Below are 25,143 nucleotides of genomic sequence, written 5' to 3'. Positions count from 1 at the left end.
GCTAGTTTTCCTTACCTTAGAAGTTCTCAGAACGTCTCGTCGAGACGCTTGGCCAGATCCTCGATGTTCTCGGGCGGCCAGGCCGGGACGCTCATGCCGAGCGACAGCCCCATACCGGTGAGAACTTCCTTGATCTCGTTGAGCGACTTACGCCCGAAGTTCGGCGTACGGAGCATTTCCTGTTCGGACTTCTGCACCAGATCGCCGATATAAACAATGTTGTCGTTCTTGAGACAGTTGGCGCTACGCACCGAAAGCTCAAGCTCGTCAACCTTGCGAAGAAGATTACGGTTGAACGGCAGGTCATCCTGCGGCTCTTCATGCTGGACCGGGCGCGGCTCATCAAAGTTAATGAACAGCTGAAGCTGATCCTGAAGAATACGCGCAGCAAGAGCCAGACTATCTTCTGGCGTTACAGCACCATTCGTTTCCACCGTCAGCAGCAGCTTGTCATAGTCAGTGACCTGACCAACACGGGTCTGCTCGACCTTGTAAGACACGCGACGAACCGGCGAGTAGATGGCATCAATCGGGATCATACCGATCGGTGCGTCTTCCGGACGATTTGCAGCGGCTGCAACATAACCTTTGCCCATGTTGACGGTGAACTCCATTCCGAGCTTCACACCATCATCAAGAGTGCAGATTACAAGGTCAGGATTCATGATCTCAATGTCATGACCAGCCTGAATCTGCCCAGCCGTCACTTCTCCCGGACCAGTTGCCGTGAGAATCATGCGCTTCGGGCCTTCACCATGCATACGAAGTGCGAGCTGCTTAACGTTCAGGACGATGTCCGTCACGTCTTCGCGCACACCTGGGACTGCAGAGAACTCGTGCAGAACACCATCAATCTGGATGGCGGTAACTGCTGCGCCCTGAAGGGAAGACAGAAGAATACGACGCAGCGCATTGCCGAGCGTCATACCGAAACCGCGCTCCAGCGGCTCCGCCACGACGGTGGCGACGCGTGAGGCAACCGGGCCGGGCTCGACTTCAAGCTTCTCCGGCTTGATGAGGGACTGCCAGTTTTTCTGGAGAACCAAGGTCGTGGCCTTTCAAACAACGAAGCCCGCCAACAAAATTGGCGGCACCTGGCCCGCACGGATCGTGCGGTAGAAGATGCAATCACTACAAGTGCCACATACCCACCGGGTAAGTGGCACTGCATCACTCAGACGCGACGACGCTTCCGCGGACGGCAGCCGTTGTGCGGCACAGGCGTCATGTCACGGATGGACGTAATGGTGAAGCCGACAGCCTGCAGCGCACGAAGAGCACTTTCACGCCCCGAACCCGGACCAGACACTTCGATCTCAAGCGTTTCCATACCGTGTTCGCGAGCCTTGCGGCCTGCGTCTTCAGCTGCAACCTGAGCAGCATACGGAGTGGACTTACGCGAGCCCTTGAAGCCCTGTGCGCCCGAGGAGGACCATGCAATTGCATTACCCTGCGCGTCGGAGATCGTGATCATGGTGTTGTTGAACGTGGAAAGCACGTGAGCAACGCCAGAGATGATATTCTTGCGCTCTTTCTTGCGAATGCGCGGTGCTGCGGCCTTGGCCATAATAGAGGTCGTCCTAAAAGTTAGCGAAAAGCGTCAGAGTGAAGCTGTCAGGCGCGAATTAGCGCGTGACCTTCTTCTTGCCAGCAATCGCAACAGCCTTACCCTTACGGGTACGGGCATTCGTGTGCGTACGCTGACCGCGGACCGGAAGACCGCGACGATGACGCAGACCGCGGTAGCAGCCCAGATCCATCAGACGCTTGATGTTCATGGCTGTCTCACGACGCAGATCACCTTCGACGCGATATTCGCCATCGATCAGTTCACGGACCTTTACGATCTCGTCGTCAGACAGTTCGTTTACGCGCTTCGCATCGGGGATTCCGAGCTTGCTGCAGATTGCCTGTGCCGTCGACGGGCCAATGCCGTAGACATAGCGCAGGGCGATGACCACCCGCTTGTTGGTCGGAATGTTTACGCCGGCAATACGTGCCACGCCAATTCTCCCATCGACGCAGCCTTCAAGGCCGCGTCAGCCTGTTTCATGCCCGGCCGAAACCGGATCGATTGCATCGCAGCTGACGTCAGTCCCAGTCCGATTCCGGAACCCAGGCCGCACTCACGCTGCAGATATGTCGAGGGCGCGCAATATACCGGGCACCCCCCTTGAGTCAAATCAGAATGATCACTTTTGCGTGATCATTGGTTATTCAATCAATTTTTCTTCGTTTTTCCGAGGATCGCATCGATTTCAGCACCAACTTCATCGACACCCAACATCCCATCCACACGCTTTAGACGTCCAGCCTTCTCATAATATGGAAGGATCGGAGCAGTCTGACGACGATAAATATCAAGCCTTGATCGAACAACGTCCGGATTATCATCCGGGCGGCGCGTACCGTCCTCAGCAGTCCGGGAAGCGATCCGCTCTACTAACTGGTCCTCAGCAACATCCAAAAGAATGACGGCGTCAATTTTCAGCCCATCCGTACCAAGCATGGCATCAAGTGCTTCTGCCTGGCTTTCAGTGCGCGGAAACCCATCCAGAATGAAGCCTTGTGAGCAATCCGGCTGTGCAATACGACCTTGGATCATCTTGACCATAATCGGGTCGGGAAGAAACTCTCCCCGCGCCATAATCGCTTTTGCTTCCTGCCCAATCGGCGTTTCCGCAGCAACTTCAGCACGAAGCATATCTCCAGTAGAGATTTGCTTCAGACCGTATAGCTGCTCCAGACGCTTCGCTTGAGTTCCCTTCCCTGCACCAGGAGGGCCTAGAAGAATGATATTCATCGACGCTTGTTTCCCCCTGGACCAGAACTTCTAGATCCACGACTGCGCTGCTTACGGATCAATCCCTGATACTGATGTGCTACCAGATGGGACTGGACCTGTGTCACCGTATCAATCGTAACCGACACGATAATGATCAAGCTTGTCCCACCGAAATAAAATGGCACGTTATACTTGCTGATCAGAATCTGCGGCAAAAGGCAGACAACGACGAGGTAAAGTGCGCCGATAGTCGTCAATCGGGACAGAATGCGATCGAAATAGGATGCAGTACTTGCCCCAGGACGGATACCGGGAATGAAACCACCCTGTTTGCGCAGATTTTCGGCCGTTTCTTCAGGATTGAACGTCACAGCGGCATAAAAATACGAGAAAAACAGAATCATTGCTGCGTAGAACAGCATGTAAAGCGGCTGTCCCTGCCCAAGCTGCTGCCCGAGAACAGAAAGCCAGCCCGGCATGTTATGGCCGTTCATAAATCCTGAAATTGTTACAGGAATCAACAGTACTGAAGAAGCAAAGATCGGAGGAATGACGCCTGCAGTGTTCACCTTCAGCGGCATGTGTGTGGAATCTCCACCAAACATGCGATTACCGATCTGACGTTTGGGATACTGAATCACCACCCGACGCTGTGCCTGTTCCATGAACACGATGAACGCTATGGTCGCAATCGCGAGCACCAGGAAAATCATAACAAAGATTGGTGACAGCGCACCCGTTCGGCCTAGCTCAAAAAGGCTGGCCAGAGCGTGCGGCAAGTTTGCAACAATACCTGCGAAAATGATCAACGAAATCCCGTTACCAACCCCACGAGACGTGATCTGCTCACCGAGCCACATCAGGAACATCGTCCCGCCTACCAGCGTAACAACACAGGAGGCGATAAAGAACATCCCAGGCATAACCACAGCGCTAGCGCCGTGAGACGTCATGTTTTCCAGTCCGACGGCGATGCCATAGGCTTGGAACAGCGCAATGAAAACCGTGAGATAACGCGTATACTGGTTAAGCTTCTTACGACCGGCCTCACCTTCCTTCTTCATGGCTTCCATCGAAGGCAAAGCCGTCGAGAGAAGCTGAATAATGATGGAGGCACTGATGTAAGGCATGATGTTCAGGGCGAACACAGTCATGCGTCCGAGAGCGCCACCCGTGAACATGTCAAACATGCCCAGAATGCCACCCTGATGCTGTGCCAGCAGCTGACCCATCACCGTTGCATCAACACCAGGAACAGGAATGTATGTTCCCAGTCGGTAAACGATGAGAGCCAGAAGCGTAAACCAGATACGCTTCTTGAGTTCAGTCGCCTTAGCAAAGGAACTCATATTGAGATTGGCGGCGAGCTGCTCTGCTGCGGAAGCCATCCACCTGTCCTTTCATGAAAACAGCGTCGCCGCACATCTGCACGGGACGCTGTTCACTATCTAACCATACCCCGGACAAATCCGGGAGAGGAGAACTCAGGCCTCAGCCTGAACTTCCTTCTTCGGTGCAAGCACCTTCACGGAGCCGCCAGCCTTCTCAACAGCAGCAAGAGCTGCTGCGGAAGCGCCGTCAACTTCAATGGTCAGACCATGCGTAAGTTCACCCTTCGCAAGAAGGCGAACACCATGGGTCTTGCCGTTGACAAGACCTGCAGCGCGCAGAGTAGCTTCCGTAACAGGAGCAGCCTTATCCAGCTTACCTGCCTCGATAGCCTTCGAAATAGCGCCAAGGTTCACCGGAGCATATTCCTTGCGGAAGATGTTCACGAAGCCACGCTTGGGCATACGGCGATACAGCGGGAGCTGACCACCTTCGAAGCCATTGAGAGAAACACCCTCACGAGCCTTCTGACCCTTAACACCACGTCCGGAGGTCTTACCCTTGCCGGAACCGATGCCACGTCCAAGACGCTTCTTGCGATAACGAGAACCCTCGTTATCGCGGAGTTCGTTAAGGTTCATTTCAACCCTCCACCTTGATGAGGTGGGCAACCTTGCGGATCATTCCACGTACGGCAGCAGTATCTTCGAGCGTACGGGTGGAACCGATACCGCGCAGACCGAGACCAACAATGGTCTCTGCCTGGCCCGGTTTGCGACCAATGACAGAAGCGATCTGCGTCACCTGAACGGTCTTACCGTTTTCAGACATTTGCAGCCTCCTCAGTCTGGGCCTGCTCACGCTTACCAAAAAGCTCAGCAGCCTTCTTGCCACGACGCGAAGCGACGTTACGTGGGCTGCTTGCCTTTTCAAGGGCAGCAAAAGTAGCCTTGATCATATTATGCGGGTTACGCGTTCCGAGGCTCTTGGCGACAACGTCGTTAACGCCCAGGCTCTCGAAAACCGCACGCATCGGACCACCAGCGATGATACCCGTACCAGCTTCAGCCGCACGGACAACAACCTTACCAGCGCCGTAATGACCGAACGTATCATGATGGAGGGTACGACCTTCCTTCATCGGCACGCGGATCATTGTGCGCTTTGCACGCTCGGTTGCCTTACGAATGGCTTCCGGAACTTCACGGGCCTTACCTGCACCGTAACCAACGCGTCCCTTCTGATCGCCAACGACAACCAGCGCTGCAAAAGCAAAGCGACGGCCACCCTTAACAACCTTGGCAACACGGTTGATGGTTACAAGCTTGTCGACCAGATCGTCGCCCTGCTCGCGCTCACGACCACCACGGCCGCCTTCTCTTGGCTCACGTGCCATGTGTGATCCTCCTTAGAACGAGAGCCCGCCCTCGCGGGCAGCCTCTGCCAGGGCCTTGACCCGGCCATGATAGACATAGGCGCCGCGATCGAACACGACGGCTGTTACACCAGCTGCCAAGCCACGTTCTGCGATCAGCTTGCCGATCACTGAAGCTGCATCCACGTTGGCACCGGTGTTGCCACTGCCGCGAAGCTCTTTTTCCAGCGTTGAAGCGCTGGCGAGCGTACGACCCTGTGCATCGTCGATGATCTGGGCGTGAATGTGCTTGCTTGAACGGAAGACCGACAAACGCGGCCGGCCGCCGCTCTTGCGACGAAGCTGGAAACGCAGCCGCTGACGGCGACGTTCCTGCAATCCTTGCTGCGATGCCATTACTTCTTCTTACCTTCCTTGCGACGCAGAACTTCCGTCTCGTAACGAACGCCCTTGCCCTTGTACGGCTCAGGCTTACGGAAGCTGCGAATATCGAGAGCAACCTGACCAACGCGCTGCTTGTCGTGACCTTCAACGACAATAGCGGTTGGGCGCGGCGTTGTGATCTTGATACCGGCCGGGATGGGATAAACGACATCGTGCGAGAAGCCGAGGTTCATCACCAGATTAGAGCCCTGAACAGCAGCACGGAAACCCGTACCCTGAATTTCAAGCCCCTTGGTGAAGCCAACAGACACACCCTTGACCATGTTAGCGATCAGAGCGCGGGTTGTTCCCCACATCGTCCAGTTATCACGGGAACGACGACCAACCGGAGCAACTGCAACAGAGTTAGCTTCAATGGTCACGTCCACATGACGGGAAACCGGAAAGCTCAGTTCACCCAGCTTGCCTTTGGCGGTGAAAACACCGTCAACAACAGCAACCTGAACGCCTGCCGGAACTTCTACAGGATATTTACCTACGCGAGACATGCGACCCTCCTCAGAAGACGCGGCAGAGAACCTCGCCGCCAACATTGGCAGCGCGGGCCTCGACGTCCGAAAGGACGCCACGCGGGGTGGACAGGATCGACACACCAAGGCCGGCATAAACGCGCGGAAGTTCCTTGATCTTCGAATAGACACGACGGCCAGGCTTGGAAACCCTGTGGATTTCCTTGATGACCGGCTGTCCTTCAACGTACTTCAGCTCGATACGGAGCTGGGATACGCCCTTGCGGACTTCTTCCGTGGAGAAACCACGGATGTAACCTTCACGCTTCAGAGCCTCAAGCACGTTCGTGCGAAGCTTGGAAGCAGGCGCAACGCATGCAGCATGACGGGCACGCTGAGCATTACGGATCCGGGTAAGCATATCACCCAGTGGATCAGACAACGACATTCGATCTATCCCTTACCAGCTCGACTTGACCATGCCAGGAATCTGGCCGGCAGACGCAAGATCACGCAGAGCGATACGGCACAGCTCGAACTTACGATAGTTAGCACGGGGACGACCGGTCAGCTTGCAACGAAGACGAACACGCGTTGCGGATCCGTTACGTGGCATCTGTGCCAGCTTAAGAGTCGCTTCAAATCGGTCTTCAACCGAAAGGGAACGATCCTTGATGATGTTTTTAAGAGCGGTCCGCTTTTCCTTGTCGCGCTTCGCAAGAGCTGCGCGATGGTTATTACGGTTAACCGCTGAGATCTTCGCCATCTCGAATTTTCTCCCGGAACCTGTCAGGCCTATCCCGACGGTTTTCCAATCAGCGTGTCTATAAAGGAAAGCGGCCTCCCAATGGAAGGCCGAATCCTTATTTTAGTCGCGATCGGTCTGAAAAACTACCTGATCAACCTGCGAATGGCAGATCGAAGGCCTTTAGCAGAGCCTTTGCTTCGGCATCGGTCTTTGCAGTGGTCACGAAAATGATGTCCATGCCGCGAACAGCATCGATCTTGTCATATTCGATTTCCGGGAAAACAATCTGCTCCTTGATACCCATGGCAAAGTTGCCGCGGCCATCAAAGCCTTTGTTTGCCGGAAGGCCACGGAAGTCACGAATGCGAGGCATAGCGATCGTCACGAGACGGTCAAGGAACTCATACATACGCTGACGACGCAGAGTAACCTTACAACCGATCGGAAGACCTTCACGGATCTTGAAGCCGGCAATAGCTTTGCGAGCAAGCGTCTTTACAGGCTTCTGACCTGAAATAGCTGCCATTTCAGCAACAGCTGCATCCAGCTTCTTCTGATCGCCAGCAGCCTCACCGACACCCATGTTCAGCACGATCTTCTCGAGCTTGGGAACCTGCATCGGGTTTGCGTAGCCAAACTGTTCCTGAAGCTGCTTACGAAGAAGCTCTTCGTAACGCTGCTGCATACGCGGCAAAGCGGTGTTGTTATCGCTCATTTTTGCGTTCCTCAGCCTTCGATCACTTCGCCGGTTGCCTTGGCAACACGAACCTTGCGACCGTCTTCAAGAACACGGAAACCAACACGCGTCGGCTTGCCACTCTTGGGATCAACCAGCTTCAGGTTGGAAAGATGGATCGGCATTTCGCGCTCGATGATTCCACCTTCTCCACCCATACGGTTGGGCTTCGTATGACGCTTGGCGACAGCCACACCACGCACAACAGCCTTTTCGGCTTTTGGCATGACAGCAAGAACTTCGCCACGAACGCCCCGGGACTTCCCGGAGAGAACGAGGACCTGATCGCCCTTTTTAATACGTGCAGCCATTACAGGACCTCCGGCGCCAGGGAGATGATCTTCATGAACTTGCGAGCACGCAGTTCACGAACGACCGGGCCAAAGATACGCGTGCCAATTGGCTCCTGCTGCTTGTTGATAAGCACAGCAGCATTCTTGTCGAAACGGATCGCAGACCCGTCTGCACGACGCACCGGGTAGGATGTACGAACGATAACGGCCTGATGGACGTCACCTTTCTTCACCTTACCACGGGGAATGGCTTCTTTTACGGATACGACAATGATGTCGCCGACCGAGGCAGTCTTCCGCTTGGAGCCGCCCAGCACCTTGATGCACTGCACCCGACGCGCACCGGAATTGTCGGCGACGTCAAGGTTGGTCTCGGGATGAATCATGTGCCTACCCCCTTATGCGCTGACGGAAGAGGAAGCCGAAGCCATGTCCTCTCCGTTGCGTGCGACGACAGACCAAGTCTTGCGCTTGGAGATCGGAGCGCATTCTTCAATGCGAACCAGGTCACCAATCTGGCAGACGTTGGCTTCATCATGGGCCGCATACTTCTTGGAGCGGCGGATAAACTTCTTATAGAGCGGGTGCATAATACGACGATCGACAAGAACGGTAACCGTCTTGTCCATCTTGTCGCTCGTTACCCGCCCTGTCAGGACGCGCCTTGGCATCGTCCGTCTCCTCTCAGGACTTTGCGGCGGACGTTTGGGCGCCCGCACGGTTCTTCGATTGGTGAGCCAGCGTCTTGATGCGTGCGACGGCACGACGCACGACCTTAACGCGGCTGGTGTTTTCCGACTGCCCCGTGGCAGCCGCAAAACGGTGGTTGATCTGTTCACGCTTCAGGTCGATGAGCAGAGCATTCAGCTCGTCCTCGCTCTTCGCGCGCAGATCTGCAGGCTTGTACGTGTCGGCCATCTTACGCGTCTCCGATACGCTGAACGAACTTGGTCTTGATCGGAAGCTTTGCAGCTCCCAAGCTCAGTGCCAAGCGGGCGACTTCCGGCGGAACGCCTTCAATCTCGAACAGGATACGACCTGGCTTGACACGAGCTGCCCAGTACTCTGGGGAACCCTTGCCGGAGCCCATACGCACTTCTGCAGGCTTTGTCGAGACCGGAAGGTCCGGAAAAATACGAATCCACACGCGACCGGCACGCTTCATCGCACGAGTAATAGCACGACGGGACGCTTCGATCTGACGGGCTGTGATCCGCTCTGGCTCAAGAGCCTTCAGACCATATGCACCGAAGTTCAGCTGCGTTCCGCTCTTTGCCAGGCCGTGGATACGGCCCTTATGGGCTTTACGAAACTTTGTCCGCTTTGGGGAAAGCATGTTGTTAAATCCTCAATCAGCACCAGCAATGGAGCTGTAGGCTTACGCCTACAGTTCAACGTTGCGGAGCCTGCTCCGCGGCACGACGGTCCTGTGCCAGGGGGTCATGAGCCAGGATCTCACCCTTGAAGATCCAGACCTTCACGCCGCAGGTTCCATAAGTCGTCTTGGCCGTCGCCGTGCCATAGTCGATATCAGCGCGAAGCGTATGCAGCGGCACACGTCCCTCACGATACTTCTCGTCACGTGCGATTTCGGCCCCACCCAGACGTCCGCTGCAAGTAATACGGATGCCTTGGGCGCCCAGACGCATTGCAGACTGGATTGCGCGCTTCATGGCGCGACGGAAAGCAACACGACGTTCCAGCTGCTGAGCGATGTTCTCAGCCACTAGCGTTGCATCAATTTCCGGCTTGCGGATCTCAACGATGTTCAGCGCTACGTCGGTCTTCGCCATACGGCTCAGTTCCTTACGCAGTGCGTCGATGTCTTGACCCTTTTTGCCGATCACGACGCCCGGACGGGCAGCGTAGATCGTCACGCGAGGCTTCTTGGCAGGACGCTCAATAACGACGCGGGAAACGCCGGCACCCGAGAGCTTACGACGCAGGAATGCACGAAGCTTCAGGTCTTCATGAAGAAGACGAGAATAATCTGCACCTGCGTACCAGCGGCTGTCCCAGGTACGGTTTACACCGAGCCGAAGCCCGATTGGATTGACCTTATGTCCCATGGATCAAGCTGCCTTCTGCTCTTCGTTCGTTTCCGAGACTTCTGCAGCTTCGGCAACAACAATCTTCAGGTGGCTGAAGAACTTCTCAACACGAGCCGAGCGACCACGGCCACGGGCGTGAAAACGCTTCATGACAATGGACTTGCCGACTTCGGCTGTCTTCACAACCAAACGGTCAACGTCCAGCTGATGATTGTTCTCAGCGTTGGCCACGGCGCTCTCAAGAGTCTTCTTGACCTGCTGCGCGATACGACGACGCGAGAAGGTCAGAGCGGCAATAGCCTTGTCAGCTGGCTGGTTACGGATCATGGCCGCAACCAGGTTCAGCTTACGCGGGCTAACACGGATATTGCGCGTGATTGCCTGCGCTTCCGTATCAGCGAGCGTGCGGATGTGCTTCGGCTTGCTCATTTTCAGCCCCGCTTCGACTTCTTGTCAGAGCCATGACCGGTGTAGGTCCGTGTCGGTGAGAATTCACCGAACTTATGACCGACCATGTTCTCCGTGACCTGCACAGGCAGGAACTTGTGACCATTATAAACGCCGAACGTAAGCCCGACGAACTGCGGCAGGATCGTGGAACGACGCGACCAGATCTTGATCACTTCATTACGACCAGAAGCACGAGCTGCTTCTGCCTTGCCGAACAGATACCCGTCAACGAACGGGCCCTTCCAGACGGAACGTGCCATCTCTGTTTGCCCCCTCTTACTTGCCGGACTTACGGCGACGGATGATCAGGCTATCCGTCTTCTTGTTAACACGCGTCTTGTAACCCTTCGTCGGAACGCCCCACGGCGTAACCGGATGACGGCCACCAGAGGTACGACCTTCACCACCACCATGCGGGTGATCGACCGGGTTCATGACAACACCACGGTTGTGCGGACGACGTCCGAGCCAGCGGGAACGTCCAGCCTTACCCATGTGCTGGTTCATGTTGTCTGGATTAGAGACAGCACCAACCGTTGCCATGCATTCCCCACGGACAAGACGCAGTTCACCGGACTGCAGCTTGATCTGAGCGTAACCGGCATCTTTACCGACCAGCTGTGCATACGTTCCAGCAGAACGGGCCAGCTTGCCACCAGCGCCAGGCTTCAGCTCAATGTTGTGCACGATCGTACCGACCGGCATCGCACCGAGGGACATCGCATTGCCTGGCTTCACGTCAGTGTGCGCACCAGAGATAACGCGGTCACCAGCCTTGATACGCTGCGGAGCCAGGATGTAGGCCAGCTCGCCGTCATCATACTTGATCAGTGCGATGAAAGCCGTACGGTTCGGATCGTACTCAAGACGCTCGACCGTTGCACCAACATCAAACTTGCGACGCTTGAAATCGACATAACGATAGGACTGCTTGTGCCCGCCTCCACGGAAACGAACTGTCGTACGACCGTGATTATTACGGCCGCCAGACTTGTTCTTACCTTCCGTCAGCTGCTTGACCGGCTTGCCCTTCCAGAGCTCGCTACGATCAATCAGCACGGTGCCGCGTGTGCTCGGCGTCGTGGGATTAAAGTGCTTTAGTGCCATGGTTGATTACCCCGCGTCAGCCCAGCTTCGCTGTAAGGTCAATGGACTGACCTTCTGCAAGCTGCACATACGCCTTCTTGATGTCAGAGCGGCGACCAGGACGACCCTTGACGCGCTTCGTCTTACCCTTCTGGACCAGCGTATTCACACCGGTGACCTTAACATTGAAGAGCTTCTCGACAGCGGCCTTGATCTGCGGCTTGGTTGCAGTCGTGGCGACCTTGAAAACAACCTGATTACGCTCGGAAAGAAGCGTAGCCTTTTCCGTGATCAGCGGCGAACGGACCACATCGTACAGAGCTTCCTGAGACATGTTCTCAGCAGTCTTACGTGCGTTCATGACGATAGACAGGGTCATGCCAGGCGCTCCTTAAGACTCTCAAGACCTGCGCGGGTAATAACCAGCACATCATGGTTGAGGATGTCATAGACGTTCGCACCGATTGTCGGCAGCACATCGATCTTCGGCAGATTAGCAACTGCACGAGCAAACTGCTCATCAACTGCGCCATCGACGATCAGAGCGGACGACCAGCCAAGTGCCTTCAGCTTTGCAGCAGCTTCACGCGTCTTGCTGACGCCGTTTGCTGTATCAAGCACAACCAGCTTGCCATCGGCGGCTTTCTGCGAAAGAGCAGAAATCAGACCCAGACGACGGACCTTCTTAGGAAGGTCATAGCCATGATCGCGCACAACCGGACCATGTACAACACCACCCGTACGGAACTGCGGAGCGCGCAGCGAACCCTGACGAGCAGAACCCGTACCCTTCTGACGGAAAGGCTTCTTGGTTGTACCGGAGATCTCACCCATGCCCTTGGTGCGATGCGTACCAGCGCGGCGCTTTGCCAGCTGCCAGTGAACAACACGCGCCATGATGTCAGCACGCGGAGAAACCGCGAAAATCTCTTCTGGAAGCGCGACTGAGCCTGCGCTGCCATTATCGAGGGTTTTGATATCGTATTCCATGCCCCTCGCCCTCAACCGGCGGCCGCCACGACTGCAGCCGGATACGGCGCATCGGCATGGCGTGCCTTCTTGATTGCATCGCGAATCAGCACAACGCTGTTTTTCGCACCAGGAATCGCGCCTCTGACCATAATCAGATTACGCTCTTCATCCACGGCAGCCACTTCAAGGTTCAGCGTGGTAACACGCACATCACCCATGTGACCTGCCATCTTCTTGCCCTTGAAGACCTTGCCAGGATCCTGGCGCTGGCCCGTAGAACCATGAGAACGATGGCTGATGGACACGCCGTGGGAGGCTTCAAGACCAGCGAAGTTATGACGCTTCATAACACCCGCAAAGCCTTTACCCTTACTCTGACCCGTGACGTCAACTTTCTGCCCAACCACGAAATGGTTCGCAGACAGCTTCGTGCCGGCCTCAAGCAGAGCATCTTCCGCAACGCGGAACTCTACGAGGGTCTTCTTCGGCTCAACCTTGGTACGGGCGAAGTGGCCACGATTTGCCTTGGTGACATTTTTCACCTTGGCATTACCAAGACCGAGCTGAACGGCGGTATAGCCATCTCGTTCATTCGTGCGAGCGTCTACAACCTGAACTTCGTCAAGATGCAGAACTGTCACAGGCACATGAGTGCCATCTTCCTTAAACAGCCGGGTCATCCCCAGCTTTTTTGCAATCAATCCGGTACGCATCGTCTGGACCTTAGAGTTTGATCTCGACATCAACGCCAGCGGCGAGGTCGAGCTTCATGAGGGCGTCCACGGTCTGCGGGGTCGGCTCGACAATGTCGAGCAGCCGGCGGTGAGTCCGAATTTCGAACTGTTCGCGGCTTTTCTTATCCACGTGTGGCGAACGGTTCACGGTGAACCGTTCGATATGCGTCGGCAGCGGGATCGGACCCCGAACCCGCGCACCCGTACGCTTCGCCGTGTTTACGATCTCTTTGGTACTGTTGTCCAGCACGCGATGATCGTACGCCTTAAGGCGAATGCGGATGTTCTGGTTGTCCATAGTCTTAATTCGTCCAACTCAAAAATTCGGGTCTCGTCCTACTGCCATTGCATCTGAAAGGGAACCCCGGCCAGAAATAAATCTGGCCGGGGCTTCCATATCAACGGCGAAACGCAGGACTTAGGCGCTAATGGAAGAAACCACGCCTGCACCCACGGTGCGTCCACCTTCGCGAATTGCGAAACGCAGACCTTCGTCCATGGCGATCGGAGCAATCAGCTCGACATCCATAGCGATGTTGTCACCCGGCATGACCATTTCCGTGCCTTCCGGCAGCGTCACGACGCCCGTGACGTCGGTCGTGCGGAAATAGAACTGCGGGCGATAGTTCGTGAAGAACGGTGTATGACGACCGCCCTCTTCCTTCGTGAGGATGTATGCCTCAGCCTTGAACTTCTTGTGCGGCGTGATGGAACCCGGCTTTGCAAGAACCTGACCACGCTCAACGTCTTCACGCTTCGTGCCACGAACCAGTGCACCGATGTTGTCACCAGCTTCACCGCGATCAAGCAGCTTGCGGAACATTTCGACGCCCGTGCAAGTCGTCTTCGTCGTGTCCTTAAGACCAACGATTTCAACTTCGTCACCAACGTTGATCACACCACGCTCGACACGACCCGTCACAACCGTACCACGACCAGAAATCGAGAACACGTCTTCGATTGGCATCAGGAACGGACGGTCAACCGGACGCTCCGGCTGCGGGATGTACGTGTCAACGGCTTCCATCAGCTCAAGAACGCGATCTTCACCAATGGTGGCATCGCCGTCTTCAAGCGTTACAAGAGCAGAGCCCTTAACGATGGGGATATCGTCGCCAGGGAACTGGTAGGAAGACAGAAGTTCGCGAACTTCCATTTCCACGAGCTCGAGAAGCTCCGGATCGTCAACCTGATCAACCTTGTTCAGGAAGACAACCAGAGCCGGAACACCGACCTGACGTGCAAGCAGGATGTGCTCACGTGTCTGCGGCATCGGGCCGTCAGCAGCGGACACAACCAGAATTGCGCCATCCATCTGAGCGGCACCCGTGATCATGTTCTTCACATAGTCAGCGTGACCAGGGCAGTCGACGTGAGCGTAGTGACGGTTCTTCGTCTCGTACTCAACGTGAGCCGTGGAAATGGTGATACCACGTGCACGCTCTTCAGGAGCTGCGTCGATCTGGTCATACGCCTTAAATTCGGCGCCGCCGCTCTTCGCAAGTGTCTTGGTGATTGCAGCAGTCAGCGAGGTCTTGCCGTGGTCGACGTGACCAATGGTGCCGATGTTGCAGTGCGGCTTCGTCCGCTCGAATTTAGCCTTTGCCATCGTCTATCTCCAAAACCCTGCCTCCCACGAGGCAGAGATAAGACTGAAAGTTCTTTCCAGTGAGCATCCGGTAGATTCCCGAATGCTGCCGGAAGCCCTTTAGCGGGTTCTGATTACCAGCGATAGTGGCTGAATGCCTTATTGGCTTCAGCCATACGGTGGGTGTCTTCGCGCTTCTTTACAGCAGCGCCACGATTATTGACCGCGTCCATCAGTTCGTTGGACAGGCGCTCCTGCATCGTGTTCTCACCGCGCTTGCGGGAGGCATCGATCAGCCACCGGATCGCCAGAGCCTGACGGCGCTCAGCGCGCACTTCAACAGGCACCTGATAGGTAGCACCACCAACACGACGTGAACGGACTTCAACAGCCGGCTTCACGTTGTCCAGAGCCGAGTGAAACATAGCCACTGGGTCAGCAGTTGCACCACCACGGTGACGCAGAACCTCAAGCGCACCGTAAACGATGCCCTCGGCGGTGGATTTCTTTCCATCGTACATCAGAGCGTTCATGAAACGCGTAATGACGATGTCTCCGAACTTCGGATCGGGAAGGATCTCGCGCTTTACGGCGCGGTGACGGCGACTCATTCCAAATACCTCTTACTTCGGACGCTTCGCGCCATACAGCGAACGACGCTGACGACGCTTTGCGATGCCCTGCGTGTCGAGCACGCCTCGCAGGATGTGATAACGCACACCAGGAAGATCCTTCACGCGGCCACCACGGATCAGCACAACGCTGTGCTCCTGAAGGTTATGACCTTCACCCGGAATGTAGCTCACGACCTCATACCCGTTGGTCAGACGCACCTTGGCGACCTTACGCAGAGCGGAGTTCGGCTTCTTTGGCGTTACCGTGTACACGCGCGTGCAAACGCCACGCTTCTGGGGGCATCCCTGTAGTGCAGGGACCTTGTTCCGCTTTGCGGCCGGCTCACGGCCGTTCGCGATCAACTGGTTGATGGTCGGCATGCGCCCTTCCCAATCCTTGTCCTATTCCGGACAGAAAGCACCAGGCTTTCTGCCATGACATTTTATTCAAATCGACATGCGGCTGAACCGCCTGCCTATCCCACATTTGGAAAGGGAAACAGCTAGAGCCATTCCCCTCCTTTTGTAGCCTGCGGCCTTGGCATTCCCTGAAATCAGGTTAGCGGCACCACATGCGATTCTTTGTCTTCGACGGCTTTAATTTCGCCTCTTCAGGCGGGAGTAGCCGAGGGCGCGGAACCTACGAAGGGTTCCGCGCTGAGTCAAGTGTTTCGGCCAGAAATGAACCGATTCTGAGAAGAGAGTTCCCGGAATCGACACATTTAGCCTCTCTGCCCTTCCCTTCAGAAGAAAACAGAGAGGTTTTCATCACTCTGCTGCGTCTTCCACTTCGGCCGTTGAACGACCGACGCGGTGACGATCCTGGCTGGCAGCAATGCCGCGAAGACGGTTCATAACACTACCCGTACCTGCCGGAATCAGACGACCGACAATCACGTTTTCCTTGAGGCCATTCAGCGTGTCGACCTTGCCGGATGTAGCGGCGTCAGTAAGCACGCGTGTGGTCTCCTGGAAGGACGCCGCGGAGATGAAGGACTGCGTCTGCAGAGAAGCCTTGGTGATACCCTGGAGCACCGGCATAGCCACTGCTGGGGTATCGCCATTTTCCTGCAGGCGCTGATTCTCGATCTCGTATTCAATCCGATCAACAGTTTCGCCGATCAGATAGGTCGAATCACCCGGCTCCAGAATTTCAACCTTCTGCAGCATCTGACGAACAATGACCTCAATATGCTTGTCATTGATCTTCACACCCTGCAGTCGGTAGACATCCTGAATTTCATTGACCAGGTAATCCGAAAGCGCTTCGACACCCATGACCTTCAGAATGTCATGAGGCACACGCGGACCGTCGACCAGTGGGTCACCCTTCTGAACAAAGTCGCCTTCCTGAACGGAAACGTGCTTGCCCTTCGGGATAAGGTACTGGGTTTCTTCGCCAGTTTCGTCATTTTTCACAATGACGCAACGCTTGGACTTGTAGTCCTTGCCAAACTCAATACGACCATCGCCTTCGGCAATAATTGCATGATCCTTTGGACGGCGTGCCTCAAACAGTTCAGCAACACGCGGCAGACCACCGGTAATGTCACGCGTCTTGGAACCTTCACGCGGAATACGCGCAAGAACGTCACCAGCATGAACTTCCGCACCATTCTCGATAGACAGAATACTGTCTGGTGAGAGGAAGTAGCGGGCGTCATTTCCATTGGCGAGCTTGACCACATTGCCTGCAGCATCTTTGAGCTGCAGGCGCGGACGAAGATCCACACCCTTGGAAGCCTGCTTGTAGTCAACCACAACCTTGGAACTGAGGCCTGTGACCTCATCCATACGCTCGACGAGCGTGATGCTGTCGATCAGGTCAAGGTATTCGACTGTACCCGCCTGCTCGGTAATGATTGGCAGGGTGTACGGATCCCACTCGGCCATTTTCTGGCCACGTGCAACCGCTTCGCCCTCACCCACCATCAGTCGCGCACCATAGGGCACACGATAACGAGCACGCTCAACGCCATTCTCGTCGGTCAGCAGGATTTCGCAGTTACGCGACATCACAACTAGAACCTTCTGAGAGTTTTCGACCACGTTGCGATTCTTAATCGTCACAACACCGTCGCGAGATGCCTCAACCATGGACTGCTCGGCACCACGCGTAGCCGCGCCACCAATATGGAAGGTACGCATCGTGAGCTGTGTACCTGGTTCACCGATGGACTGTGCGGCGATGACACCGACAGCTTCACCAATGTTCACGGGTGTACCGCGAGCAAGGTCACGACCATAGCAGTGTGCACAAATTCCGACGCGGCTATCACATGTGAGAACCGAACGGATTTCCATGCTTTCGACACCAGCCTTTTCGATGAGCTCTGCTTCGGGCTCTTCGATCAGTGTGTTGCGAGGCAGAAGGACTTCGTGCGTCACCGGATGCAGCACATCCTTGGACGTCGTACGACCCAGAATACGCTCGGAAAGAGATGCAACGACTTCACCGCTGTCCATCACCGCACGAACCGTCAGACCGCGCTCTGTACCGCAATCAGGCTCAACAATGATGCAATCCTGTGCAACGTCAACAAGACGACGTGTCAGGTATCCAGAGTTCGCGGTCTTCAGAGCCGTATCAGCAAGACCCTTACGGGCACCGTGACTTGACGTGAAGTAATCGAGAACCGACAGACCTTCTTTAAAGTTTGCGATGATCGGCTGCTCGATGATCTCGCCCGAAGGCTTCACCATCAGACCGCGCATACCTGCAAGCTGCTTCATCTGAGCCGGCGACCCACGAGCACCAGAGTGGCTCATCATCCAGACAGAGTTCGTCGGCTTGCCAATAACCTGTTTGGAGATTTCCTTCAGCATGGCTGCCTGCACTTCGTCCGTGCAACGCGACCAAGCATCAACCACCTTGTTGTAGCGCTCGCCAGCCGTAATCAGACCATCCTGATACTGCTGCTCAAACTCCTTGACTTCTTCCGATGTCTTGCCGACCAGCGTTGCCTTCTCGGCCGGAATGATCATGTCATCCTTGCCGAAGGAAATGCCTGCACGGGCAGCATGCTTGAAACCAAGGCCCATGAGACGGTCACAGAAGATCACAGCTTCCTTCTGACCACAGTGACGATAGACCGTATCGATGACATCAGACACGTTCTTCTTCGTCAGCTGCTTATTGATCAGGCTGAACGGAATCGCGGGATGCTTCGGCAGGATCTGCGCAATAAGCGCACGTCCCGGCGTCGTCAGAATCGTCTGGCGGATCGGGTTACCGTTTTCATCAACGGTCGGAAGACGCAGACGGATCTTGTCATGAAGCTGCAGAGAACCAGCGAGCATGGCGCTCTCGATTTCTGCCACATCAGAATAAGCCGGTGGAGCAGCCTTGACGACCTTGCCACCTTCAATGACGGCCTCATCCGGTGTCTCACGATACTCAGGGACTTCAAGGCTTAGATAATAGAGGCCCAGAACGATATCCTGAGACGGCACGATAATCGGCTTGCCGTTTGCAGGGCTGAGGATGTTGTTCGTGGACATCATCAGCACGCGTGCTTCCAGCTGCGCTTCGAGCGACAGCGGAACGTGCACGGCCATCTGATCACCGTCAAAGTCGGCATTGAACGCGGTGCAGACCAGCGGGTGAAGCTGGATAGCCTTACCTTCAATCAGGGTCGGCTCGAACGCCTGAATGCCAAGACGGTGAAGCGTCGGAGCACGGTTCAGCATTACTGGATGTTCGCGGATAACCTCTTCGAGAATATCCCAGACTTCTGGACGCTCTTTCTCCACCATGCGCTTTGCAGCCTTGATGGTGGTGGCGTGACCGTACTTTTCCAGCTTGGAGTAGATGAACGGCTTGAAGAGTTCGAGCGCCATCTTTTTTGGAAGACCGCACTGATGCAGCTTCAGTTCCGGGCCAACCACGATAACCGAACGGCCAGAATAGTCGACACGCTTACCAAGAAGGTTCTGACGGAAACGGCCCTGCTTGCCCTTCAGCATGTCAGACAGGGACTTCAGCGGACGCTTGTTGGCACCCGTAATCGCACGCCCACGACGACCGTTGTCGAACAGTGCATCAACAGCTTCCTGAAGCATACGCTTTTCGTTGCGGACAATGATATCCGGCGCACGAAGTTCGATCAGACGCTTCAGACGGTTGTTACGGTTAATGACGCGACGGTAAAGATCGTTCAGATCGGACGTTGCGAAACGACCACCATCCAGCGGCACCAGCGGACGCAGTTCCGGCGGGATCACCGGAATGATGTCCATGATCATCCAGTCCGGACGCGAGCCACTCTCAACGAATGCCTCAACAAGCTTCAGACGCTTGACCAGCTTCTTGCGAGCCGCTTCAGACGTGGCCTTGCGCAGCTTCTTGCGCATCATCGTCTTCTCGGAATCGCCTTCCATGACTTCAGCGTCATAGTCAAACGGATCTGGAAGACCCTTGGCCTTGGCAGCCAGACTCAACTCACGCTCTTCGGCGTTCGGAATGCCCCAGTCGTAGCTGGACAGCGCACGCTTGATCGCCTCGGCACCGATCCCAACGTCAATACCCGCATCCGGATATTCGTCGAGCAGATCTTCGCAGCGGATTTCATCCAGAAGATACTGATCGCGCTTCTTGCCATTCTTGTAAGAGTCGATCTGATCGGAATCACAGACACCCTTATCGAGAATGAGAAACTTCTCGAAATACAGAACGGGTTCAACGTCCTTCAGCGGCAGATCCAGCATCGTGGCGATACGGCTCGGCAGCGACTTCAGGAACCAGATATGCGCAACAGGGGAAGCAAGTTCGATATGCCCCATGCGCTCACGGCGCACCTTGGCAAGCGTGACCTCAACGCCACATTTTTCGCAGACAATGCCGCGAAATTTCATGCGCTTGTACTTACCGCACAGGCATTCATAATCCTTGATAGGACCAAAAATGCGTGCGCAGAAAAGCCCGTCACGCTCTGGCTTGAACGTACGGTAGTTGATGGTCTCCGGCTTCTTGATTTCGCCGTAGGACCAGGAGCGGATCTGCTCACTGGAAGCAAGCTGGATCTTGATCTGATCAAAGCTGACTGATTGACCAGCCTGACCCAGGATTTTCATGAGTTCGTTCATGCGCCGAAACCCCAATGTGCACCGCGGCGTCCCGCGGGCACTTCAAAATTGAACCGTGAAGCGAGAGGAGAGCGAGACAATTAAATCTCGCCCTGCTCGAGTTCGACATTCAGGCCGAGAGACTTCAGTTCCTTGATCAGAACGTTGAAGCTCTCCGGAATGCCGGCTTCGAAGTCGTCCTGCTCGCGCACGATAGCCTCGTAGACCTTGGTACGGCCGGAAACGTCATCCGACTTCACCGTCAGCATTTCCTGCAGCGTATAAGCCGCACCATATGCTTCGAGCGCCCAGACTTCCATTTCACCAAAGCGCTGACCACCGAACTGCGCCTTACCACCCAGCGGCTGCTGTGTGACCAGAGAGTACGGACCAATGGAACGTGCATGGATCTTGTCATCGACAAGGTGATGCAGCTTCAGCATGTAGATGTAACCAACGGTAGTCTGGCGTTCAAATGTCTCGCCCGTACGACCATCGATCAGCTGAGACTGACCCGACTTGTTCACACCGGCCTTTTCCAGCATGCCTTCGATGTCCGGGATGGAAGCACCATCGAACACCGGGGTAGCAATCGGAAGACCCTTGCGAAGGTTGTTGGCCAGCTCGATAAGCTGCTCGTTCGGCAGAGTAGCAACGTCGGTTTCGAAGATTTCGTCCCCGTACACGTCCCGCAGACGATCAAGCAGTTCCTGCTTGCGCTCACCAGTCCGCTGATACTCGTCAACCATCTCACCGATGCTTGCACCGATATTGGCACAAGCCCAACCCAGATGGGTTTCAAGGATCTGACCGATGTTCATGCGCGACGGCACACCCAGCGGGTTCAGAACGATATCAACCGCCTGACCATTCTCAAGGAACGGCATGTCTTCGACAGGAACGACGCGGGAAACGACACCCTTGTTACCGTGACGACCGGCCATCTTGTCACCTGGCTGAAGCTTACGCTTCACGGCAACGAAGACTTTAACCATCTTCATTACACCAGGCGGCAGTTCATCACCGCGCTGCAGCTTTTCAACCTTGTTGTCAAAGCGCGCAGTTATGCGACGGACAGCTTCATCAAACTCGGAACGCAGTGTTTCGAGTTCAGCAGTCACCTCATCAGAAGAGACCGAGATGTTGCGCCATGCCGCACGAGGATGCTCATCCAGAACTTCAACCGTGATCGGCGTACCGGAACGAATTCCCTTGAAGCCAGCACCAGCAACCTGGCCAACCAGACGCTCACGCAGACGATTGTGGAAACTACGCTCCTGAATTGAACGCTCGTCATCCCGGTCCTTGGTCAGGCGTTCAATCTCGGAGCGCTCGATTGCCATCGCACGCTCGTCTTTATCGACGCCGCGACGTGAGAAAACGCGAACATCAACAATCGTACCGGTCGTGCCAGGCGGCAGTTTCAGGGACGTATCACGAACGTCAGAAGCCTTCTCACCGAAAATGGCGCGAAGAAGCTTCTCTTCCGGCGTCATCGGGCTTTCACCCTTTGGCGTCACCTTGCCGACAAGAATATCACCCGGATTCACCTCGGCGCCGACATAGACAATGCCTGCCTCGTCAAGGTTACGAAGAGCTTCCTCGCCGACATTTGGAATGTCGCGTGTGATTTCTTCCTGACCCAGCTTCGTATCACGAGCCATGACTTCAAATTCTTCGATATGGATCGAAGTGAAGACGTCATCGCGTGCAATACGCTCGGAAATGAGGATTGAATCCTCAAAGTTGTAACCGTTCCAAGGCATGAACGCGACAAGCACGTTACGACCCAGAGCCAGTTCGCCAAGCTCGGTGGACGGACCGTCAGCAATAATGTCACCAGCGTGAACTGTGTCGCCAACCTTCACCAGCGGACGCTGATTGATGCAGGTAGACTGGTTCGAACGCATGTACTTGCGCAGACGATAGATATCGACACCCTGCGTCGAACCCGCATCATCAGTCGCACGGACAACGATACGTGCACCATCGATCTGATCGATAATGCCACGACGCTTAGCGACGATCGTCGCACCGGAGTCACGCGCAACAGCCGCTTCCATGCCCGTACCAACCAGCGGGGCATCGGCCTTCACCAGCGGAACAGCCTGACGCTGCATGTTTGCACCCATGAGTGCACGGTTCGCGTCATCGTTCTCTAGGAACGGAATGAGAGCCGCCGCGACAGACACAAGCTGCTTCGGGGAGACGTCGCAAGCCGTAACCTGCTCAGGCGGAACAACACGGAAGTCACCAGACTTACGAACGGAAACCAGCTCGTCCGTCAGGTGGCCATCGGCGCTCTGCTTGGCATCAGCCTGTGCAACAACAAGCTTCTCTTCCTCCATGGCAGAAAGATATTTCCAGCCATCCTGAAGAACGCCATCCTTAACCAGACGATACGGCGTTTCAATGAAGCCGTACTTATTGACCTTGGCATACGTCGAGAGCGAGTTGATCAGACCGATGTTCGGACCTTCAGGCGTCTCGATCGGGCAGATACGACCGTAATGCGTCGGATGAACGTCACGAACTTCGAAGCCTGCGCGCTCACGGGTCAGACCACCAGGGCCAAGCGCCGAAAGACGACGCTTATGCGTCACTTCGGAGAGTGGGTTGGTCTGGTCCATGAACTGGCTGAGCTGTGAGGAGCCGAAGAACTCACGAACCGCAGCAGCAGCCGGCTTCGCATTGATCAGGTCATGCGGCATGACCGTATCAATATCGACCGAACCCATACGCTCACGAATGGCACGCTCCATACGGAGCAGGCCGACGCGATACTGATTTTCCATCAGTTCGCCCACAGAACGAACGCGACGGTTACCAAGGTTATCAATATCGTCGATCTGACCGCGACCATCCTTCAGGTCGCACATGATCTTGATCGTACGCAGGATATCTTCCTTGCGCAGCACACGAAGGGTATCCGGCGCATCGACATCGAGACGCATGTTCATTTTGACACGACCAACAGACGACAGATCGTAGCGGTCCTGATCAAAGAAGAGACCACGGAACATCGCTTCGGCGGTTTCCTTGGTCGGCGGCTCACCTGGACGCATAATGCGATAGATGTCGATCAGTGCTTCATCGCGGCTGGTATTTTTGTCAACGGAAAGCGTGTTGCGGATCCACGGACCATGCGAACCGTCGACCGAAAGCGTAGGAAGTTCCGTGATGCCAAGCTCTTCAAGAGCGACAAGACGATCTTCCGTCAGCTCCTCACCAGCTTCACCGTAGATCTCACCTGTGTGCTCATTGACAAGATCATAAGCAAGGTAGCGACCGAGAACATCCAGACGGCCAACCTGAACCACACGGGTCTTTTCCGCAATCTTGCGGACCATACGGGCAGTCAGCTTGGCGTCTGCCTCAGCGACCACTTCACCTGTGTCAGCATCAACCAGCGGGCTGAGCAGCTTCTGGCCACGGAATGCTTCTGGCTCGAAAGGACGGGCCCAGCCATCCCCCATCCGGGTGAACGGAACCATGTCATAGAAGTAGGACAGGATTTCATCCTGATCCATACCGCGAATGTCGAGACCTTCGACATCTCCGCCTTCCGCAATCTTCTGGTCACGCTGCGCGATGTAGTTCGCACCTTCAAGTGCGTACAGAAGCGTCGTGACAGGAAGCTTACGCTTGCGATCGATACGAACGTAGATCAGGTCCTTGGCATCGAATTCGAAATCGAGCCATGAACCACGATATGGAATCACACGGGCAGCAAAGAGATACTTACCCGAAGAATGCGTCTTGCCCTTATCGTGATCGAAGAAGACACCTGGGCTACGATGCATCTGAGATACGATGACGCGCTCGGTACCGTTGATAATGAAGGTACCGTTGTCTGTCATGAGCGGCATATCGCCCATGTAAACCGGCTGTTCCTTCAGATCATGAATGGAGCGCGAACCCGTATCTTCATCAATGTCCCACGTCGTAAGACGCAGAATGACCTTCAGCGGCGCTGCGTATGTCAGACCACGCTGAATGCATTCCTCAACGTCGTACTTCGGCTCTTCGAACTCGTAAGATACGAAGTCCAGACGACCGCGACCAGCAAAGTCATTAATTGGGAAAACCGAGCGGAAAACTTCCTGCAGACCGGAGTTCTGACGTGCGTCAGGACTCACATTCATCTGCAGGAATGCCTCATAGGAGGCGCGCTGCACATCGATCAGATTGGGCATCGGCGCAATTTCGGGAATGCGCCCGAAGCTTTTGCGGATCCTCTTGCGTCCCGTGAACGATTTGGTGATCGCGTTCATCTATCTTGCCCTCTGCACCAGACCTTCGAGTCGCCCGGGACTTCGCTGACAGACAACCGCCTGACACGACACGGACGACCGGAACGACCGGCTTTCAGTAATTTCAATACGTGGCGAGCCGCGTATTATACTCTTATTTCCACCAACGGCA

31 protein-coding genes are annotated in these 25,143 nt (G+C 55.4%); all 31 read right to left on the bottom strand.

The features are described 5' to 3' along the window. Positions 1-26: 26 nt before the first annotated feature. The gene (locus J4P41_RS05570) at positions 27-1,046 is read right to left on the bottom strand and encodes a DNA-directed RNA polymerase subunit alpha (RefSeq protein ID WP_023943111.1); all 1,020 of its coding nucleotides are present in this window, start codon (positions 1,044-1,046) and stop codon (positions 27-29) included. Between the two features lie 128 nt (positions 1,047-1,174). After that, the gene (gene rpsK / locus J4P41_RS05565; protein ID WP_007282744.1) at positions 1,175-1,567 is read right to left on the bottom strand and encodes a 30S ribosomal protein S11; all 393 of its coding nucleotides are present in this window, start codon (positions 1,565-1,567) and stop codon (positions 1,175-1,177) included. Between the two features lie 58 nt (positions 1,568-1,625). Further along, on the bottom strand, positions 1,626-2,003 hold the full coding sequence (gene rpsM / locus J4P41_RS05560; RefSeq protein ID WP_010502104.1) for a 30S ribosomal protein S13: 378 nt from the start codon (positions 2,001-2,003) through the stop codon (positions 1,626-1,628). Positions 2,004-2,221: 218 nt separating this feature from the next. Continuing rightward, positions 2,222-2,803 (bottom strand): adenylate kinase, encoded by a 582-nt coding sequence (locus J4P41_RS05555; protein ID WP_426066362.1) that lies wholly within the window; start codon positions 2,801-2,803, stop codon positions 2,222-2,224. Further along, positions 2,800-4,173, bottom strand: a complete 1,374-nt coding sequence (gene secY, locus J4P41_RS05550; protein ID WP_023943117.1) for a preprotein translocase subunit SecY — start codon at positions 4,171-4,173, stop codon at positions 2,800-2,802. Before secY ends, J4P41_RS05555 begins: the two co-directional genes overlap by 4 nt. A 96-nt stretch (positions 4,174-4,269) precedes the next feature. Beyond that, complete coding sequence (rplO, locus tag J4P41_RS05545; RefSeq protein WP_211568487.1) at positions 4,270-4,755, bottom strand: 50S ribosomal protein L15; 486 nt, start codon at positions 4,753-4,755, stop codon at positions 4,270-4,272. Position 4,756: 1 nt separating this feature from the next. Then, a complete protein-coding gene (gene rpmD / locus J4P41_RS05540; RefSeq protein ID WP_007282739.1) occupies positions 4,757-4,945 on the bottom strand; it encodes a 50S ribosomal protein L30 in 189 nt (62 codons plus the stop codon). Continuing rightward, positions 4,938-5,510, bottom strand: a complete 573-nt coding sequence (rpsE, locus tag J4P41_RS05535) for a 30S ribosomal protein S5 (RefSeq protein ID WP_007282738.1) — start codon at positions 5,508-5,510, stop codon at positions 4,938-4,940. The genes rpmD and rpsE overlap by 8 nt, the downstream gene beginning before the upstream one ends. 12 nt (positions 5,511-5,522) lie before the next feature. Further along, positions 5,523-5,885, bottom strand: coding sequence for a 50S ribosomal protein L18 (gene rplR, locus J4P41_RS05530; protein WP_010502109.1), 363 nt, complete (start codon positions 5,883-5,885; stop codon positions 5,523-5,525). Continuing rightward, a complete protein-coding gene (rplF, locus tag J4P41_RS05525) occupies positions 5,885-6,421 on the bottom strand; it encodes a 50S ribosomal protein L6 (RefSeq protein ID WP_010502110.1) in 537 nt (178 codons plus the stop codon). Before rplF ends, rplR begins: the two co-directional genes overlap by 1 nt. A 10-nt stretch (positions 6,422-6,431) precedes the next feature. Further along, a complete protein-coding gene (rpsH, locus tag J4P41_RS05520) occupies positions 6,432-6,830 on the bottom strand; it encodes a 30S ribosomal protein S8 (RefSeq protein ID WP_010502111.1) in 399 nt (132 codons plus the stop codon). A gap of 12 nt (positions 6,831-6,842) precedes the next feature. Continuing rightward, positions 6,843-7,148: a 30S ribosomal protein S14 gene (gene rpsN, locus J4P41_RS05515; protein ID WP_007282734.1), complete on the bottom strand. Its 306-nt coding sequence runs from the start codon at positions 7,146-7,148 to the stop codon at positions 6,843-6,845. 133 nt (positions 7,149-7,281) lie between these two features. Next, complete coding sequence (rplE, locus tag J4P41_RS05510) at positions 7,282-7,845, bottom strand: 50S ribosomal protein L5 (protein ID WP_023943122.1); 564 nt, start codon at positions 7,843-7,845, stop codon at positions 7,282-7,284. Between the two features lie 11 nt (positions 7,846-7,856). After that, a complete protein-coding gene (rplX, locus tag J4P41_RS05505) occupies positions 7,857-8,177 on the bottom strand; it encodes a 50S ribosomal protein L24 (protein ID WP_007282732.1) in 321 nt (106 codons plus the stop codon). After that, positions 8,177-8,545 (bottom strand): 50S ribosomal protein L14, encoded by a 369-nt coding sequence (rplN, locus tag J4P41_RS05500; protein WP_007282731.1) that lies wholly within the window; start codon positions 8,543-8,545, stop codon positions 8,177-8,179. The genes rplX and rplN overlap by 1 nt, the downstream gene beginning before the upstream one ends. 12 nt (positions 8,546-8,557) lie before the next feature. Further along, positions 8,558-8,830 carry a 30S ribosomal protein S17 gene (gene rpsQ / locus J4P41_RS05495; RefSeq protein WP_010502113.1) on the bottom strand — a complete coding sequence of 91 codons (273 nt, stop codon included), beginning with the start codon at positions 8,828-8,830 and terminating at the stop codon, positions 8,558-8,560. 13 nt (positions 8,831-8,843) lie between these two features. Continuing rightward, positions 8,844-9,077 (bottom strand): 50S ribosomal protein L29, encoded by a 234-nt coding sequence (gene rpmC, locus J4P41_RS05490; RefSeq protein ID WP_010502114.1) that lies wholly within the window; start codon positions 9,075-9,077, stop codon positions 8,844-8,846. Position 9,078: 1 nt separating this feature from the next. Further along, positions 9,079-9,495 carry a 50S ribosomal protein L16 gene (gene rplP, locus J4P41_RS05485; RefSeq protein WP_007282728.1) on the bottom strand — a complete coding sequence of 139 codons (417 nt, stop codon included), beginning with the start codon at positions 9,493-9,495 and terminating at the stop codon, positions 9,079-9,081. 55 nt (positions 9,496-9,550) lie between these two features. Further along, complete coding sequence (gene rpsC / locus J4P41_RS05480; RefSeq protein ID WP_007282727.1) at positions 9,551-10,228, bottom strand: 30S ribosomal protein S3; 678 nt, start codon at positions 10,226-10,228, stop codon at positions 9,551-9,553. A gap of 3 nt (positions 10,229-10,231) precedes the next feature. After that, complete coding sequence (rplV, locus tag J4P41_RS05475; RefSeq protein ID WP_010502117.1) at positions 10,232-10,639, bottom strand: 50S ribosomal protein L22; 408 nt, start codon at positions 10,637-10,639, stop codon at positions 10,232-10,234. A gap of 2 nt (positions 10,640-10,641) precedes the next feature. After that, complete coding sequence (gene rpsS, locus J4P41_RS05470) at positions 10,642-10,920, bottom strand: 30S ribosomal protein S19 (protein ID WP_007282725.1); 279 nt, start codon at positions 10,918-10,920, stop codon at positions 10,642-10,644. 16 nt (positions 10,921-10,936) lie between these two features. Beyond that, positions 10,937-11,767 (bottom strand): 50S ribosomal protein L2, encoded by an 831-nt coding sequence (rplB, locus tag J4P41_RS05465; protein ID WP_010502120.1) that lies wholly within the window; start codon positions 11,765-11,767, stop codon positions 10,937-10,939. A gap of 16 nt (positions 11,768-11,783) precedes the next feature. Further along, on the bottom strand, positions 11,784-12,080 hold the full coding sequence (locus tag J4P41_RS05460; protein ID WP_010502122.1) for a 50S ribosomal protein L23: 297 nt from the start codon (positions 12,078-12,080) through the stop codon (positions 11,784-11,786). Between the two features lie 41 nt (positions 12,081-12,121). Next, positions 12,122-12,736: a 50S ribosomal protein L4 gene (gene rplD, locus J4P41_RS05455; protein WP_426066361.1), complete on the bottom strand. Its 615-nt coding sequence runs from the start codon at positions 12,734-12,736 to the stop codon at positions 12,122-12,124. Between the two features lie 11 nt (positions 12,737-12,747). Continuing rightward, a complete protein-coding gene (rplC, locus tag J4P41_RS05450; protein WP_023943130.1) occupies positions 12,748-13,431 on the bottom strand; it encodes a 50S ribosomal protein L3 in 684 nt (227 codons plus the stop codon). A 10-nt stretch (positions 13,432-13,441) separates the two neighbouring features. Next, positions 13,442-13,750, bottom strand: a complete 309-nt coding sequence (gene rpsJ, locus J4P41_RS05445; RefSeq protein ID WP_007282720.1) for a 30S ribosomal protein S10 — start codon at positions 13,748-13,750, stop codon at positions 13,442-13,444. Positions 13,751-13,870: 120 nt separating this feature from the next. After that, the gene (tuf, locus tag J4P41_RS05440) at positions 13,871-15,061 is read right to left on the bottom strand and encodes an elongation factor Tu (RefSeq protein ID WP_023943132.1); all 1,191 of its coding nucleotides are present in this window, start codon (positions 15,059-15,061) and stop codon (positions 13,871-13,873) included. A gap of 113 nt (positions 15,062-15,174) precedes the next feature. Further along, positions 15,175-15,651 carry a 30S ribosomal protein S7 gene (rpsG, locus tag J4P41_RS05435; protein WP_010502156.1) on the bottom strand — a complete coding sequence of 159 codons (477 nt, stop codon included), beginning with the start codon at positions 15,649-15,651 and terminating at the stop codon, positions 15,175-15,177. Between the two features lie 12 nt (positions 15,652-15,663). Then, a complete protein-coding gene (gene rpsL, locus J4P41_RS05430) occupies positions 15,664-16,035 on the bottom strand; it encodes a 30S ribosomal protein S12 (RefSeq protein WP_010502158.1) in 372 nt (123 codons plus the stop codon). 387 nt (positions 16,036-16,422) lie between these two features. Further along, positions 16,423-20,739: a DNA-directed RNA polymerase subunit beta' gene (gene rpoC / locus J4P41_RS05425; protein ID WP_061932389.1), complete on the bottom strand. Its 4,317-nt coding sequence runs from the start codon at positions 20,737-20,739 to the stop codon at positions 16,423-16,425. An 80-nt stretch (positions 20,740-20,819) separates the two neighbouring features. Then, positions 20,820-24,992 carry a DNA-directed RNA polymerase subunit beta gene (gene rpoB, locus J4P41_RS05420; RefSeq protein ID WP_010502162.1) on the bottom strand — a complete coding sequence of 1,391 codons (4,173 nt, stop codon included), beginning with the start codon at positions 24,990-24,992 and terminating at the stop codon, positions 20,820-20,822. Positions 24,993-25,143 lie beyond the last annotated feature (151 nt).

The sequence above is a fragment of the Gluconobacter sp. NFX36 genome, assembly GCF_049887835.1.
In the GTDB taxonomy this organism is placed as follows: domain Bacteria; phylum Pseudomonadota; class Alphaproteobacteria; order Acetobacterales; family Acetobacteraceae; genus Gluconobacter; species Gluconobacter japonicus_A.
Note: the sequence above shows the minus strand (reverse complement) of the source record. Positions and strands in the feature narration are given on the sequence as shown.